Genomic DNA, 15,826 nt, shown 5'->3' with positions numbered 1-15,826 from the left:
TCAATTCCTCTAAATATTCTATAAGAATAATGCTCAAAAATATGGTATTTGCATTTTTGAGCATTATTTGCTGGAGATATTTATTGGTTTTTATTTGTAAAATGTACTATCACTAAAATTAGTTATCGACATCTTTATTTAATAAAAATTAAGAATACCAATCGATTAGTTTAGTTTTTCACAATTCTTTTTATCATCTGTTTACTTTCTGTATTAATTTTTAATAAATAAACACCATTAGGTAAATCCTTCATATCAAACTCAACAACTTTTTTATTATCTATAGAACTATTATAAAGTGTAGCGCCTAATAAATTAAGAATAGATAAACTAGTAATATTACTACTTCCGATAGTACTTAATTCTACTGTAACTATAGACGTTGTTGGATTAGGATACATTTTAAAATTCGAATCATCATATTCTAATTCTATACCTAAAGAACTTCCGTTATCATATTCAAATGCACCAACATCAGGAGCAGTTCCGCTATACGATCTACTTAATTTCTGACCAGAACTCCAAGTTAACGCAACATCTAACGTTAGCGTGTTAGTTCCATAATTTATGCTCGTTATAACAGCCCTTTCATTTTGACCTTCTAATTGTATTGTATCTCCAATAAAATCGGCAATACCAAAATCATCAACAAAATAAGAAGCATCTGCAACTACCATTGTTTTGCCACTTCCTGATGAAGAAGTTACAGTAAGAAAACCACCAGCATCAATCATTGGGCTACCTTCTGATAAATTAAAATTATAAACCGATGCATCTACAAAGTTTGGATTAACTTGAAGACTATTTAAAAATAACTGTGGATAATTGGTTTCCCACCAAGTTAAAGATTTAGAATCTGGGTTAGACGAAGAATTACGACTACCATACGCTATGGTATATAATTCATCTATTTCCGAATTAAAGATATTATTATTATCTAATATTACATCTGTAGTTCTACCAGTAAAAACCTGAACGGGCTTATTATTAAGTTCTGTATACCATGACCAACGGGTATCTCTCTGAATAAACTTGTTCTTAAAAAGAATATTGTTTTTTATTTCCTGATCACTGAATGTGTAAGATGTTGACCCAGATATGTCTATTGCACCAAATTCATTGTTATAAAAATCATTATTATAGATTCTATTTCCATAATTAAAAGTAGCTTCATCAGAATATAAGGTTAACGATATTGGAGGGCCTTGACAATCGTAAAATACATTATTTCTTATAATACCGTTTTGACCAGCATATTGAATGCCTGAATAAGGTGATGCATTAACAGGCGAAGTGGTAAATGCAAATATATTATGCTCTATTATATTATGCTTTGTATCGTCGAGTGATGATATTTTATTATATGAAAAATCGCCATACCCGACATTATCGCAATCGTAAACTTCTCCTATTTTCTGTAGTTCATTATGAAAATAATTTTCTCTAATTACATTATAATTACTACACTTAATAGTCCATAAAACGTGTTCAGCTCGAGTTATTGTATTATTATCAATTAAATTATAATTAGATTGAACTAACCCTATATTATCCTGAGTTGAATTATCTATTACATTATTTGTAATTCTATTATAATCTGAGTTTTGAAAAAATAATCCTGTTTTAGAACTACCACCAGAATCTAAAGCATCTTTAAATGTATTATTTTTTAATATAATATTGTTGGCTCCTAAGACATTTAACCATCTTCTCACATTCTCAATATTTAAGCCTTCTATTGTAATATAATCGACTTCATAAATAAAAACTGCAGGTGAAAGCGATACTCCTGTAATCAAAACTTCTTCGTTTTCATAGTTTTTATAAATTATTCTATCTATAGCTGTACCAGAATTTATAGGCTTTAACTGAGAGGTAAAAACACCTTCACGAATAAAAACAGTATCGCCTGCAGAAGCAACTGCTGCGGCACCTGCTAATGTATTATAAGCATTACCGTCGCTACCCGTACAATCGCGATTACTAATTGAATATGTTCCTAAACAAGGGGAGCTTAATTGATTGTCTACATAAATTTCTTCTTGAGAAAATGCATTGATACTTGTAAATAAGAAGATAAAAGACATTGATACTATAATCTTCTTATTCAAAATTGTAATTCTGTTTTTCATTTGGTTAAAGTAATTTGGGGATTAAACTTTATTGATAAATAGGTGATATTTTAACGAAAATAGGATTTAAATACGATTAAAATATCTTTCCTATTTAAAATCTTGATAATATTTATTCCGTTTAAGGAAACAGCTCTATAAATAATTTAAATCAACAAACCTCCAACAATGTAAAATCAATTTTAAAATGATTACTACAGAGAAAGATGCTAATAAGCTAAACCAAAATTTGTTCTTATTGTTTTTGTATTTTACTTCTATATAATAAATCTGTAATGGTATAAATAGCATAAATGATACTATAGTTAAACCTACAGCTGCATATACAAAACCAACTATTGCAAATCCTTCAAGAATATTAAAGAATTGATCTAATAAGCTAAACCCACTATTACTGCTATAGTTTGTATCATTCTTTTTAAATAATACATGTATTTCGATAAAAAATATAACTGCATTGAACAGTAAATAAATAATTAACCAGCTAAGTTTTTTTAATATTTTTATCATGCTTTTAACTATAGCCTTTACAAGGTAAAACACACTTACTTTTGCATTTAATGTAATCACTTTGTAAACACATACCGAATTTAGATTTAATACTTTTTGTATAACATTATTTCTGCACAATGTTTGCGGTTTCTTTAGCTATTCCAATTGTTGCTATAGAACCACTATTAAAATTCAAAAAATCTTTTTCAACACCGTCACTAAATATTATTCCATTATTTGGCATAAAAGATTCTATTGTTAAAGTATTGTTACGTATTACTCCTGCGGATATTTCCGTTTGAGTTCGAATACTTTTAAAAGGTTCTCTTACAGCAAAAAGTAAATCTTTATCTTTTAGTTTAGGGTGTTTTATGGTTAAGTTTTTCTCAAACAAATTTGCAACACCATAAGCCATATTAAAAATTGAACTCAACCACCCTGTTGCTCCTGCTGGAGTAGATACTATAATTCCACTTGAAGAATGTTGCTCGGTCTTGTTATTAAAAGTTAATTTATATCTTGCTGAAACGTGAGAAGAAGCTCCTATAAATAAATCATTAAAAGCTAATAATCTTTGCCCATCATTTAATTTTGCTTCTGCAAAATTCATAATTTTAGAGTTGTATTTATTTGTTAATACATTTTCTACACCTTGGATAAAGTTTGAAATATTAAATGGCAACAATATTCCATCATACCTATCAGTATCTGGATTTACAGCTATAATGGGTAAGTTAACAGAATACTTAGCAGTATTAGCTACAAGTCCATCTTGCCCTATTACAATAATTATGTTCTTAGCTGAGAAAATATAGGAAGAAACAAATTGTCTATCAATCGTTTTATTTTTTATAACTTTTGACAATTGAGTTTGCAGAGAATTCAACGAATGTCTAAATATTTCATCTTCGATTTCATATTCTTCAAAGTTCCCTCCAAGTCTTTCAATGTAAAACTTTGCCTGAGCCTTAGTGTTAAATCTTTCAATAAGCGATTCAAGTCGAGTTTTATTTTTTACAATTATAGCATACTCGAAACTCATTATCTAGTTTTTCCTTTTTCGTTTAATATTGAATCTAATAAATCAGGACTAATATTTAAGTTCCCTATTTTATCAGCATTATCAGCTAATTCTCTAAAGGCAAGAGAGATATTGAATCTTGGATCTGAATTATTATTTAAAGCCGTTAAGGTTTTCCAATCCATATCACGATACGGTTTTAATGTGGTTTCTAAAACATAACCTTTTGTTTCAGCTTCTTTTTTGTCGTTCTCAGTTTTTTGTTCAATTAGAGATTTACGTTGATTTTCAACCGAAATATCTGCTTCTAACTTCATTTCTCTCAATTTTCTTTGGTTATCAGCCTTTTGAACATCGGATTCCATTTTCTTTTCAGCAATTTGCTTTTGTTTTTCTTCAACAGCAATCTCAGTGTTAAGTTCAGATTCTTTAATTATTCGTTCCTGTTCTACTGCAAAATTTCTTCTTTCATAAACTGCTAGATCTGCTTCTTGCTTCAGTTTTTCACGAGTTTCTGTTTCTAATGCTCTTGCCATTTCAGGAGTTGCTTGAATTGCAAGAATATTTGCTCCAAGAATTTCAATACCTAACATTCTAATTGCCGAAGAAGATTTTAGCCCTTCCGTAATATTTTGCTCTATTGCTTTGGCAGAACGAATAGCTTCTTTCAATTTTATTCCATGAATATATGCAGAAGTTGCTGTTTGAGCTTCGTTAATTATTCTTTGGTTTAATTTTTCAATATCATTTCTTTTATATTGTCCGTTATCTTGAACTGTGAAGTCTAAAACATCGGCTAAAATTTTTGGGTCATTTATTTTATAACTAATTTGTCCTTGAATAGTTACCGTTTGATAATCGTTAGTAGATTCATTAAATACAAAAGGTAAATCATTACTTCCCATTGGAATGGCTGCAATAGAACTATTTGGTGCAAAATAGAAAAAAGAAAGACCTCTTCCTTCACGTTTTATGTTTCCATTTTTAAAATGAAATACATAAGTCATTGAGTCAAATTTTATGTGTTTAATTCCGAACATATTTTTTCTATATTTTATTTTTTAGACAAGTTTTTTTTGTAATGCGATAAACCGTTTAGCATAATAAATACAGAACAGATAATAGGCACTAAATTCCAGTTTAAAACTTAGCTAAATATAAATATTTTGAGTTTGTTTATCTCTTAAATCCCGTATTTTATATTTAGCTGATTTTATAAAAAATAGAACCTTGGATTGAGTACACAAGCCTATATTTTTTTTATAAATTATGAGTAACTACCTTAATTAAATTTTGTTACATCATTTATCTCTCATAAAATCTCTTTGAGCTTCTTCTAAATATTCAAGGTTTAATATTTCATTTAGACCTTTATCTTAAAAAACACGTTTTAAATTAAGGTTACTTGGATATTAAATTCGAGAATAAGCTATTTATTTCTTTTAAAAGAAATAAATAAAAAGGGAAAGAATTCACTTTTCACTCTATAAATGTAAGTACTAAGTTAAAACGTTCTACGCTTCTACCAAACTCCCCCACTCTGTCCAAGAACCATCATAAACTGATAGGTTTTTATATCCAGAAATTTCGGCTCCTAAAGCTAAGACACACGCTGTTAAACCAGATCCACAAGAAAAGATAATAGCATCATCTTTTTCTGCTAGCATATAAAAAGCTTTTTCTAGCTCTACTCTAGGTTTTAAAACGCCATCGATTAATAAATCTGTAAAAGGTAAATTAACAGAATTAGGAATAGTCCCCATACGCAAACCTTCGCGAGGTTCTGGAACTTCGCAATTATAACGCCCTGCCGAACGTGCATCAATAATAGTATGTGTTTTGTTTTTCGAAGCTGCTTTTACATCATTAAAAAATTGCATAAAATCAGGTTGAAGCTTAGCTGTGAAATCACCTTTTTCACCTGTATAATTCGTCATAGTCTCGGTTGGTAATTCTGCCTTTAACCAAGCTGGAAACCCGCCATTTAACACCGCCACGTTTGTATATCCAAAAGCTTTGAATAACCACCAAACGCGTGCACTAGAATAAATGCCTTTATCGTCGTAAACCACAATAGCACTATTATTATTTATTCCTAAATTTTGAGCTTCTTTTTGAAATTGCTCTTCAGAAGGAAAAGCACTCGGAAATTCGTTAGACAGATCACTAAACTTCTTTTTTATATCAAAAAGTCTTGTGTTTGGAATTTGCTTTAAAGCAGCATCAAATACTTTATTTATTGTACCATCTAAAATAATGAGATTTTCAGAATTCCGATGAGACTCCAGCCACTCTACTGAAACTATTGGATCTGTTATAGATATGTTAGCTTTCATATAAAAAACTTTTATTTTACTTCCTCATAATTATCGTCCCATTCTTTAGGTTTAGGATCATGTAGCTTACCTAAAGATTTTGCAACAATCATTGCAACCGTAGCATCTCCTGTTACGTTTACAACAGTTCTACACATATCTAAAGGTCTATCTACTGCAAAAATTAATGCGAGCCCAATAGGTAATAATTCGGCTGGGAAACCGATGGATTCTAAAACAATAACCAGCATCACCATACCTGCACTTGGCACGGCAGCACTACCAATTGATGCCAATAAAGCGGTTGCCACAATAACCAATTGGTTTGTAAACGTTAAGCCTTCGGGCCAAATAACCTGCATTATAAAAACCGCAGCAATACCTTGGTAAAGACTTGTACCATCCATATTTACTGTAGCTCCAACTGGCAAAACAAAACCTGCAACTTCTCCATCTACACCTAAGTGTTCTTCTACACGCTCCATAGTTACTGGCAAGGTTGCTGCACTACTACTTGTAGAAAAGGCTAATAATTGCGCCGGACTTATTTGCTTTAAAAACCATAATGGTGATTTTTTGGTATAAACGCTTACTAAAATCATGTAGAAGCCAATCATTAAAATTAAGCCTCCAACTACACAAAACGCATAGTATAATAATTTTATTAAAATTTCGGTATCATCGAAAGCGATAATAACATTAGCTAATAATGCAAACACGGCATATGGTGCAAAAAGCATTATTAAATCTACCATTTTCATAACAACCTCGTTTAAAGAATCGAAGAAATCTATTAATGGTTTTGCTTTTTTCTCGCCAATTAAAAGTAAACAGATACCAACAAAAAGCGCAAAAAAGATAACTTGTAACATCGATGCTTCTACAAAGGATTGAAATATATTACTTGGAAAAATATCGACTAAGGATTGCAGTGGCCCGGCATCTTTTTGAGCAGATGCTTTCATTAATTTATCGGCAACACCTGCATCGTTAGCGTATCTTAATTTAATTTTTTCAATGGTTTCCTCGGGCATTCCAACCCCAGGCTTTACAATATTTACAATGCTTAAACCAATAATAATAGCAACAACGGTAGTTGCTACATAAATACCAATGGTACGCAAACCCATATTTTTTATTTTCGAAATATCTTTTAAATCGGTGACTCCTTTTATTAAAGACGCCAATATTAAAGGAACTGCAATAAGTTTTAGAAGATTGATGAATATTTTCCCGAAAGGTGCAATCCAGTCGCCAACAAAACCACGACCACCAGTTACGTTATTCATAATAAAACCAAAAATGATTCCGAGAACCATTCCTATTATAATCTTCCAGTGCATTGCAAGTTTCTTCATATAAGCTAGGGATACTTTTTAAGTGTTTAAAATTTTGACACAATATAAGTATTTTTAGTATGAAAAAAAGCAGATTCGCTATGAGTTTACTGTAAAAAAAAGAAGTTTTATTGAGTTTTTAATTACGAATTCGAACATTTCTACAGAATAAACGAACGAAAAGTGAATTAAATGTGTTTTTTAATAATAAAAGCATCCGCAGAAACAAGTAAAATGGCACACTTATAAAAGTACAGAAGTTGGCAAATAGGTTAGCCCTGATTGAAGCGGCATCCTTTTTATGTATTTAGCCTATAAGTTATTAAACTAGTAAAAATGGTTGATTAAGCTATATCCTTATTAAATACAGAAACAAGTTCGGCACATAAAAAGATATAGCTGAAAGCGGGAAATAGCTTCTAATAATAAATTTAATTATAAAGCTTATTTATTAATTTAAAATCTGCTAAAACAAGTGCTGCCATAGCCTCTACAATTGGTACGGCGCGTGGTACAACACATGGATCGTGACGGCCCTTACCTTGCATTTCTACATAATTACCATCTTTATCGATGGTTTCGTATTTTTGAATTAGTGTGGCTACAGGTTTGAAAGCGACGTTGAAATAGATATCCATACCGTTGCTTATACCTCCTTGAATTCCACCAGAATAGTTTGTTTTAGTAGTTCCATCACTATTAAAAGCATCGTTATGATCACTTCCATACATGGTGCTACCATGGAATCCGCTACCATATTCAAAACCTTTTACAGCGTTAATGGATAGCATGGCTTTACCAAGTTCGGCATGTAACTTATCGAAAACCGGCTCACCTAAACCAACAGGTACATTTTTAATGACACAGCTTACAATTCCACCAACGGTATCCCCTTTTCCACGTACTTCCTTAATATAAGTTTCCATGTTTGCTGCCATCTCTTTGTCTGGACAACGTACAATATTAGATTCTACTAGCGTAAGATCTAACTCGTTATATGGTTTATCTAATTTCATGGTACCAACGCCAGAAACGTAGGCTGTAATTTCGATTCCTTTTAGCATTTGTTTAGCTATGGCACCAGCAACTACACGACATGCAGTTTCACGTGCCGAACTACGACCACCACCACGATAATCGCGAACTCCGTATTTTTTATCGTAAGTATAATCGGCATGACTGGGACGGTAACTGTCTTTTATATGACTATAATCGTGAGATTTTTGGTTGGTGTTTTCGATAACAAAACCAATAGATGTTCCTGTAGTTACACCCTCGAAAATACCTGAATGAAATTTTACGGTATCGGGTTCTTTACGTTGTGTAACGATAGCAGATTGGCCTGGCTTTCTTCGGTTTAATTCGTTTTGAATTTCATCTAAATCTAACTCAATCCCTGATGGACAGCCATCTATAACACCGCCTAATGCTGGACCGTGCGATTCGCCATAAGTTGCTAAAGTAAATAGTTTTCCGAAGGTGTTACCTGCCATGATTTCAATTTTTTGCTAAATTAAACTATAGCCATGAATTTGACGAATTTAGTTGAATAAAATCTTTACTGAAAACATAGATTATCATGAATTTCACAAATTATATTGAATTTGTTAAACAAAAGTTTATAGAAGGTTTAGTCCTGAAATTAAAAATATATTAATGTTTATTTTCAGTAAAAAATCTGTTTCTATTAATAAATCGTATTTAACGGAATCTGTTATTTTGATTACCTTGAATTGCTTTACTAGCCAATAAAAGCTCTAACAACAGCGTAACATTGACTTAACAATTACCTCATAATTAGTTAATTATATGGTAAACTTTAAGTAATATAAATCTGACTTAATTAATAGAGATTTACAAAAAACAACACTGCTCCTTTTGAAAATAAAACGTAAAATAGAAATAGCTGTTATATCTGATGTACATTTGGGTACGTATGGATGCCACGCCAAGCATTTACTTACCTATTTAAATAGTATTGACCCTAAAAAATTAATTTTAAATGGCGATATTATTGATATTTGGCAATTTAGTAAACGTTATTTTCCGAAATCGCATTTAAAGGTTATAAAAAAAATAATGACGATGGCATCGAATGGTGTCGAAGTTATTTACATTACTGGAAACCATGATGAAATGCTTAGAAAATTTAGCGATACAACCATCGGTAATATTTCTATTGTAGATAAAGCTGTTTTGGATTTAGACGGACAAAAAGCATGGTTTTTTCATGGTGATGTTTTTGATGTTTCTATACAAAATGCTAAATGGCTGGCTAAATTGGGCGGTTATGGTTATGATGTATTAACGCTAATTAATCGCGGTGTAAATTGGTATTTAGATAAACGTGGAAAAGAACGCTATTCACTTTCTAAAAAAGTAAAAAATGGCGTTAAGGGTGCTGTAAAATATATTAATGATTTCGAAAAAGTAATTGCGGAACTTGCGATAGAAAAAGGTTACGACTATGTAATTTGTGGGCATATACACCAACCTAAAATGGAGTATATTGAAAACAAACACGGGAGAACCATGTACTTAAACTCTGGAGATTGGGTTGAAAATTTTACGGCTTTGGAATACCAGTTTAAACGTTGGAAAATTTATAACTTTAATACAGATAAACTAGCTCCTTTTATTGTTGATGAGGATTTTGAAGAAATGAAAATCAATGATTTAATTGCCGCAATTACTATTGTAGAACGTGCCGAAAAGAAGTCTATAAAGTAATATTTTAAAGTGTTATTACAGTTCATCATTATAATTCTACATTTCGGTAAACTGTATTATTAAATTCTGTGTTTGTTTTAGATATTTGAAGTATTAATCAAATAAACACATACTACTATGAAGACTTTTTTATTTATTTTCGTTCTATTATTTTCTATAACTTTCACCAATGCTCAAAACACTGAAAGCGCTAAAAAAACCCAACTTATTAATGTAAAAATAGACAAATTACCATCTCATGATGGCCATGTTATTTTAACACTACACAATGAACAAACCTTTATGAAGGGTGCTGGTTTAAAAAATATTAAAGCTGAAATTATTGATGGCAAAGTTGATGTGCAATTTGAAGGTGTAACTCCTGGAACATACGCCATTTTAGTACTTCATGATACTAACGACAATAATAAAATGGATTTTGGAGAAACAGGCAGACCAAAAGAAGCCTTTGGAACATCTAACAACTCAATGAGTTTTGGCCCTCCTCAATTTGCTAATGCAAAATTTGAGGTTACAAATACCGATTTAGAAATGAACATTATACTTTAAAATAGTCGTGTAAAACAAAGAAGACGATCTTTTCAGACCGTCTTCTTTTTACTAATAAATGTTTTAATTTAAACCGTTTCATTCAACCAAGCTTTCATCATCCAAACTGTTTTTTCTTGTTCGGTAATAAAATCGCTCATCATAGAACCTGTACCTTCATCACTAGCATCACCAGCTTTTTCAAGTATTTCTCTTTCAATTTTCAATAATTGAGCTAAAGAATCCACTATCAATCTTACAGCTAAATCATCTTGCGAAATATTTTTACCTACTGGCACCTGTGCTTTTGCTGCATAATCTTCAAAAGTATGTAAAGGTGTAGCTCCTAAAGTTAAAATACGTTCTGCAATTTCGTCCACTTTTGTATTAGCATCGGTGTATAATTCTTCAAATTTAACGTGTAAATCGAAAAAACGTTTTCCTTTAATATTCCAGTGAATACCTCTTAAGTTTTGATAATATATTTGAAAATTAGCTAAAAGATGGTTTAAATCATTTGCTATCTCATGTGTTTTTACTGTGTCTAATCCTATTGTATTTAAAGTCATTTTGATGTGTTTTTTTGTTCACACAAATTTAATCTATAAAAAAGCTTTTTTATCATAAGTTTTATTGATAGATGTTATATTTTTATAGTCAAAATTGATATCTATGACGATTACCCAATTATCCTATGTTTTAGCTGTTGCTGAAAACCAAAATTTCACAAAAGCGGCGGAAAAATGTTTTGTTACGCAACCTACTTTAAGCATGCAAATTCAGAAATTAGAAGATCAACTCGATATTCTAATTTTTGATAGAAGTAAAAAACCTATTGAACTTACCGATATTGGGCTAAAAATTGTAGAACAAGCTAGAAACATTGTAAACGAATCTAATAGAATTCAAGATATTGTAGATCAACAAAAAGGCTTTATTGGTGGTGAATTTAAATTAGGGATTATCCCAACCGTAATGCCTACTCTACTGCCTATGTTTTTGAAAAACTTTATAAAAAAACATCCAAAAGTAAAACTTAAAATTGAGGAGCTAACCACCGAAGAAATTATGTTACGCATAAAAGATGGCCATTTAGATGCTGCCATTGCTGCAACACCTTTGGAAGATGAAAATATAAAGGAACGTGTACTTTATTTCGAGCCGTTTGTATCTTACATTCCTAAAGGCCATAGATTACATAGTAACAAAAAGATTGATGTATCAGATTTAGAAGTTGATGATATGTTGCTATTAGAAGATGGCCACTGCTTTCGTGATGGCGTAATTAACTTGTGTAAAACTTTTAAAAACCAAACGGAAGAAAAATTTCAATTAGAAAGCGGTAGTATTGAAACCTTAATTAGGTTATCGAATGAAGGTTTAGGCATGACACTACTGCCCTATTTACATACATTAGAAATTAACGATAAAGAAAAGGAGAATTTACACTATTTTAATGATCCAACACCTGCACGAGAGGTGAGCTTAATTTACCATAAAAGTGAATTAAAAATGCAGATTATTGAAGCTTTGCAAGATGTTATCTCTGGAGTTGTTCGTGGCGCTATTGCTTTTCAGAATGTAAAAATAATTAGCCCATTGCCGAAGTAAAACCTATACCTTTGAAGTATAAATAAAACAAAAAAGATTCACAGAGATTTTAAGTTTTCTGTGAATCTTTTTGTTTTGAATGCAATGCATATAGAATAACTTTACTATAAAGCAAAATTAACATAAAGTGAGAAACGATTTTTAGATTTCACATTGCCTCCAAATAAATTCTGACTTAGCGGCGTAGTGTAATTTGCTCCAAAAATAAACTTTTCAATAGCAAATTCTGAGCCTATAGTTCCGCTTAGAATCTTTCCATCAGTATCTGCTAAAGTTTCTCCGTATTGAGTAATATTATCGTAAACATCTCCAGACACACCAACAAATGGCATAATATTATATTTTTCCTTCGGAAATGTCGTGAATAAATTAGCCGAATAACTAAATTGGTTTCCAAATTGATAATCGTTTTTGTTTTCACCTTTCACGTAATACGTTATAAGTGTATTAACCCCAAATTTATTAGCGCCATAATTATAACCCACCGCAAAAACACCATCAACACTACCAGTTCCTACTTGAAATCCTGGATTTACGTTATCGGCTAGGGCTTCTTCAAACTTACCAGTTGGTAATTTTGCTCCAATACCGAATTGCAATGAATGTCCCGATGCTTCACGCTCTGTATTAAAAGTCAAAGAATCGCTTTCCTTTTTATAAAACTGCAATTTGTACCAGCCCATAACACTACTATCACCTAAACCATTAAGGTTTTCTGTATTTCCTTCAGAATATTCTCTATTTAAATCTTGGTAAGGCACATTTACACTTATATAAAAAGCATCATTAATTGGCAATTGCGCCCATAATTGATACGTATTGAAAGTTTCTTTAGTTGTTGGCGAATTGGAAAAAATGCCATCTCTAGATTCAAAGTTTTGATAGATATAGCGTATGCCAACAAAATTAGCATTGCTTAATGTACCAAAACCAAAACTCCCTGAACTTGTAGAACAACCACATAAATCGCACATTACGCTCATGGGCTCAGAAACATGCTCATGTACGCCAAAAGGAGGATCTATTTCATGGGCTTGTAATACAAATATGCTAAGCATAAAAGCAACTGACAAAACAATTACTTTTTTAATATTCTGAAAATCTATCATCGGTTAAAAACTCATTATCTGTTAATGTATTAAGAAATGCAATAATGCTTTCTTTTTCGTAATCTGAAAGGCTTATGCCCAAACTACCATCTGCTCTAGTAAATATTTCATCTACATTACCATTATCGGTCATTCCAGAATCATAAAAATCTAAAACAGCTTCTAAAGTAGAAAAACGTCCATCGTGCATATATGGTAATGATAACTCTATGTTACGCAAACTAGGCACTTTAAATGTATATAAATCGGTTGGGTCTTCAAAAATATCGTAACGCCCTTTATCATCAAGCTTCGGGTTTATTGACAAGCCATTGTTTCTATAACTTTGGTCTGTGAATAAATCGGTAGCATGGCACGTTGCACATTTATTTTGAAAACTGTTTAAACCATCCAACTCAATTTCGGATAAGGTTACACCGTCTTCATTTCTTATATATTTATCGTAATCTGAATTTGAAGATACCATCATGAGCATAAATTGCGATAATGCTTTTAGCATGTTTTCGCTGTTTATTTCTCCATCTTCAAAAGCTTTTGGAAATTGCTTTTGATAATACGCATCTGCGCTTAATTTACTTAGCACATTGCTCAAGGTTTCTCCCATTTCTACTTCTGAAGTTAATGGAATAATAGGTTGAAAATCGAGATGTGTTGCTGCGCCATCCCACATAAACTCCGATTGATACGCTAAATTTTGAATAGGTTGAGCATTACGCGTTCCAATACCTCCATTTACACCATGGCTAACTGTATGTTCATGATGTGTAAAAGCAAAAGCTTGTTCGTGGCAAAACGCACAAGGAATAGCATCGTTTGATGAGAGTTTACCATCGTAAAACAAGCTTTTTCCTAATTCGAAACCTGCTTCGGTTACCGGATTATTATCTAGATTATAAACCATTTCTGGGAAATTAGCCGGTTGCTCTACATTTAAAAATACAGGAACGTAAACTTCTGTATCGGATGATTTAGAACAAGCCAACACACTGATTGTTACCAATGCAATAAAAACTATTTTTTTCATTTGATTAAGAGTTAAACCAACGAAGTAAATGCTACTTCTTTGATATTAATAATGACACTCCTTTGTTCGTTAAAACAAATAAGTTTCCTCGGTAGGTTGTACCGAGGAAATTATTATCTAAAAAATTAGTCGTTATGTACGTGGTGTACAGAAAACGCTCCGTTTAAATTAGTCGCTATTACTCCTGTTGCAATAGGATCGGTATGCACTTGTGCATAACCATCATCAAAACTTACAGTAGTTGCACCATCGAATACTTGAGAAATATCTGCTTTAATATGTATTTCTGGTGTTTTATCTTCTCTTACTAAAACTTCGTTTGGTAAAGTTATGGTAGTTTCTTTATAGTTATCTACAGCAGTACCAACACTCCCCATGTGAATGTTTAAAGCGGCATCGGTTTCGGTTGCAGATGTAAACGTCCCGTCTAATCTAGTAAACCTGTAACCTGTTGCCCACGACCACATCATACCTTCATCTTGTGCAGTGGTAAGAAAATCTCCTTGACCATCTGCTCCAGAAGCATAACGTTCTTGATCGATACCAACTCCAAAAGTAACTTCGGTATAGTTTGCTGCATCTACATCTTCTAAAGTGATATAGATTTCGCCTGCGGTGTTTCCGTTTGCTTCACTAACGATAAAAATGTTATTTTCTGCTGGGTATGTATATACGTTACCCATATCGTCTTTTAAACTAACGTTACTTATTAAGTATTTTAAAGTTGTTAATTGGTAAGATTCTCTGTTTGTTCTAGTATAAGTTGTACCAAAAATAAAATCTTGGTCTCCAACACCGTTATCGAATTTAAGTATTAAATCTCCTGTTTGTCCAGAAAGGTCTTCTGTATTATTATCATCGTCTGATGAACATGAAGAAATTGTTGCGCATAATAAAAGCGCAAATGCAAATTTTAAAATTTTCATTTGTAATGGTATATGATTATAACAGCCTTTCTGTCGTTATTTTTTGACGGCTGCTATAGTGTTGTTAAATTGATTTTAAAAGTAAATATTAGGCAGAGTTTGCCTATTTAAGAAATCAATTATACCATTGGTGGACGGAAATGGTTATACTCAAAATTGTAAGCATAACTCTTATTACAAATTATATTTACCTTTTTATTTAGAAGTATTTGAGTGTCTTGAAAATTGAATTTTTCACTTTTTTGAAGATAGAGCGCAAATAGAAACTCTGATAATAATTTTACTGTTTTACTATCGTCTTGAGAATTTGTATCGTTTTGTAATTGTTTTGCTAAATGGCATTTACCATTACAGGCTAGTTCTACTTTATCTTTATTAACACAAAAAACTTCGGTAATATAATCTACGTTTATTTCGTAATAAGCCAAATAACATATGTTATACAGAGGCTTTATTACAAACGTAATAAGTAGAATAAATACAAAAATATTTTTCAATGGTAAAGTTATAGTTGCGCAAATGTAAAAAAGTTTAGATTGATTTTATATGAAAAACTTGCGGAATTTTTATTTTTAACACTATGCTGCTTTGAAAGAAAGAA

The 15,826-nt window shown here is 31.5% G+C and carries 15 protein-coding genes; 3 read left to right on the top strand and 12 right to left on the bottom strand.

The window, feature by feature from the left end; translation table 11 throughout:
* Positions 1-170: 170 nt before the first annotated feature.
* The 7 genes from M4I23_RS14950 to aroC all read right to left on the bottom strand — a co-directional run bounded on the left by M4I23_RS14950 (position 171) and on the right by aroC (position 8,790).
* The gene (locus M4I23_RS14950) at positions 171-2,132 is read right to left on the bottom strand and encodes a T9SS type A sorting domain-containing protein (RefSeq protein WP_249754949.1); all 1,962 of its coding nucleotides are present in this window, start codon (positions 2,130-2,132) and stop codon (positions 171-173) included.
* Between the two features lie 135 nt (positions 2,133-2,267).
* Positions 2,268-2,642 (bottom strand): hypothetical protein, encoded by a 375-nt coding sequence (locus M4I23_RS14945; RefSeq protein WP_249754948.1) that lies wholly within the window; start codon positions 2,640-2,642, stop codon positions 2,268-2,270.
* Between the two features lie 106 nt (positions 2,643-2,748).
* Entirely contained in the window at positions 2,749-3,666 is a 918-nt protein-coding gene (locus M4I23_RS14940; protein WP_249754947.1) for a sugar kinase, read from the bottom strand.
* A complete protein-coding gene (locus tag M4I23_RS14935; protein WP_249754946.1) occupies positions 3,666-4,652 on the bottom strand; it encodes an SPFH domain-containing protein in 987 nt (328 codons plus the stop codon). Before M4I23_RS14935 ends, M4I23_RS14940 begins: the two co-directional genes overlap by 1 nt.
* Before the next feature lie 507 nt (positions 4,653-5,159).
* A complete protein-coding gene (locus tag M4I23_RS14930; RefSeq protein ID WP_249754945.1) occupies positions 5,160-5,981 on the bottom strand; it encodes a sulfurtransferase in 822 nt (273 codons plus the stop codon).
* A gap of 11 nt (positions 5,982-5,992) precedes the next feature.
* Positions 5,993-7,318 carry a dicarboxylate/amino acid:cation symporter gene (locus M4I23_RS14925; RefSeq protein WP_158848784.1) on the bottom strand — a complete coding sequence of 442 codons (1,326 nt, stop codon included), beginning with the start codon at positions 7,316-7,318 and terminating at the stop codon, positions 5,993-5,995.
* Positions 7,319-7,728: 410 nt separating this feature from the next.
* Positions 7,729-8,790, bottom strand: a complete 1,062-nt coding sequence (aroC, locus tag M4I23_RS14920; protein WP_158848782.1) for a chorismate synthase — start codon at positions 8,788-8,790, stop codon at positions 7,729-7,731.
* Positions 8,791-9,175: 385 nt separating this feature from the next.
* Between aroC and M4I23_RS14915 the strand changes: the two genes are divergently transcribed.
* Together M4I23_RS14915 and M4I23_RS14910 are read left to right on the top strand one after the other, a co-directional pair.
* Positions 9,176-10,027, top strand: coding sequence for a UDP-2,3-diacylglucosamine diphosphatase (locus tag M4I23_RS14915; protein WP_158848780.1), 852 nt, complete (start codon positions 9,176-9,178; stop codon positions 10,025-10,027).
* A 117-nt stretch (positions 10,028-10,144) separates the two neighbouring features.
* Complete coding sequence (locus tag M4I23_RS14910) at positions 10,145-10,576, top strand: DUF2141 domain-containing protein (protein WP_249754944.1); 432 nt, start codon at positions 10,145-10,147, stop codon at positions 10,574-10,576.
* Positions 10,577-10,644: 68 nt separating this feature from the next.
* On the opposite strand, the gene M4I23_RS14905 is transcribed toward M4I23_RS14910, so the two are convergent.
* Positions 10,645-11,124 (bottom strand): Dps family protein, encoded by a 480-nt coding sequence (locus M4I23_RS14905; protein ID WP_158848776.1) that lies wholly within the window; start codon positions 11,122-11,124, stop codon positions 10,645-10,647.
* A 103-nt stretch (positions 11,125-11,227) separates the two neighbouring features.
* Between M4I23_RS14905 and M4I23_RS14900 the strand changes: the two genes are divergently transcribed.
* A complete protein-coding gene (locus tag M4I23_RS14900; protein ID WP_249754943.1) occupies positions 11,228-12,166 on the top strand; it encodes a LysR substrate-binding domain-containing protein in 939 nt (312 codons plus the stop codon).
* Positions 12,167-12,270: 104 nt separating this feature from the next.
* Here the strand turns inward: M4I23_RS14900 and M4I23_RS14895 are convergent, their stop codons facing one another.
* The 4 genes from M4I23_RS14895 to M4I23_RS14880 all read right to left on the bottom strand — a co-directional run bounded on the left by M4I23_RS14895 (position 12,271) and on the right by M4I23_RS14880 (position 15,653).
* Entirely contained in the window at positions 12,271-13,275 is a 1,005-nt protein-coding gene (locus M4I23_RS14895) for a hypothetical protein (protein WP_249754942.1), read from the bottom strand.
* Positions 13,253-14,299 (bottom strand): cytochrome-c peroxidase, encoded by a 1,047-nt coding sequence (locus M4I23_RS14890; RefSeq protein ID WP_249754941.1) that lies wholly within the window; start codon positions 14,297-14,299, stop codon positions 13,253-13,255. The genes M4I23_RS14895 and M4I23_RS14890 overlap by 23 nt, the downstream gene beginning before the upstream one ends.
* Before the next feature lie 125 nt (positions 14,300-14,424).
* Positions 14,425-15,225 (bottom strand): MbnP family protein, encoded by an 801-nt coding sequence (locus M4I23_RS14885; protein ID WP_249754940.1) that lies wholly within the window; start codon positions 15,223-15,225, stop codon positions 14,425-14,427.
* Positions 15,226-15,344: 119 nt separating this feature from the next.
* The gene (locus tag M4I23_RS14880) at positions 15,345-15,653 is read right to left on the bottom strand and encodes a hypothetical protein (protein WP_249754939.1); all 309 of its coding nucleotides are present in this window, start codon (positions 15,651-15,653) and stop codon (positions 15,345-15,347) included.
* Positions 15,654-15,826 lie beyond the last annotated feature (173 nt).

Source organism: Algibacter sp. L4_22 (assembly GCF_023473045.1).
In the GTDB taxonomy this organism is placed as follows: Bacteria; Bacteroidota; Bacteroidia; order Flavobacteriales; family Flavobacteriaceae; genus Algibacter.
The sequence above is the reverse complement of the archived record's forward strand: the minus strand, read 5'-3'. Positions and strand labels throughout refer to the sequence as shown.

What these genes read in the sequence shown, in the direction of transcription:
- M4I23_RS14890 (WP_249754941.1), bottom strand. Translation starts at nt 14,299, where the DNA reads ATGAAAAAAATAGTTTTTATTGCATTGGTAACAATCAGTGTGTTGGCT.
- M4I23_RS14925 (WP_158848784.1), bottom strand. Translation starts at nt 7,318, where the DNA reads ATGAAGAAACTTGCAATGCACTGGAAGATTATAATAGGAATGGTTCTC.
- M4I23_RS14940 (WP_249754947.1), bottom strand. Translation starts at nt 3,666, where the DNA reads ATGAGTTTCGAGTATGCTATAATTGTAAAAAATAAAACTCGACTTGAA.
- M4I23_RS14895 (WP_249754942.1), bottom strand. Translation starts at nt 13,275, where the DNA reads ATGATAGATTTTCAGAATATTAAAAAAGTAATTGTTTTGTCAGTTGCT.
- M4I23_RS14950 (WP_249754949.1), bottom strand. Translation starts at nt 2,132, where the DNA reads ATGAAAAACAGAATTACAATTTTGAATAAGAAGATTATAGTATCAATG.
- M4I23_RS14905 (WP_158848776.1), bottom strand. Translation starts at nt 11,124, where the DNA reads ATGACTTTAAATACAATAGGATTAGACACAGTAAAAACACATGAGATA.
- M4I23_RS14885 (WP_249754940.1), bottom strand. Translation starts at nt 15,225, where the DNA reads ATGAAAATTTTAAAATTTGCATTTGCGCTTTTATTATGCGCAACAATT.
- aroC (WP_158848782.1), bottom strand. Translation starts at nt 8,790, where the DNA reads ATGGCAGGTAACACCTTCGGAAAACTATTTACTTTAGCAACTTATGGC.
- M4I23_RS14945 (WP_249754948.1), bottom strand. Translation starts at nt 2,642, where the DNA reads ATGATAAAAATATTAAAAAAACTTAGCTGGTTAATTATTTATTTACTG.
- M4I23_RS14930 (WP_249754945.1), bottom strand. Translation starts at nt 5,981, where the DNA reads ATGAAAGCTAACATATCTATAACAGATCCAATAGTTTCAGTAGAGTGG.
- M4I23_RS14910 (WP_249754944.1), top strand. Translation starts at nt 10,145, where the DNA reads ATGAAGACTTTTTTATTTATTTTCGTTCTATTATTTTCTATAACTTTC.
- M4I23_RS14900 (WP_249754943.1), top strand. Translation starts at nt 11,228, where the DNA reads ATGACGATTACCCAATTATCCTATGTTTTAGCTGTTGCTGAAAACCAA.
- M4I23_RS14935 (WP_249754946.1), bottom strand. Translation starts at nt 4,652, where the DNA reads ATGACTTATGTATTTCATTTTAAAAATGGAAACATAAAACGTGAAGGA.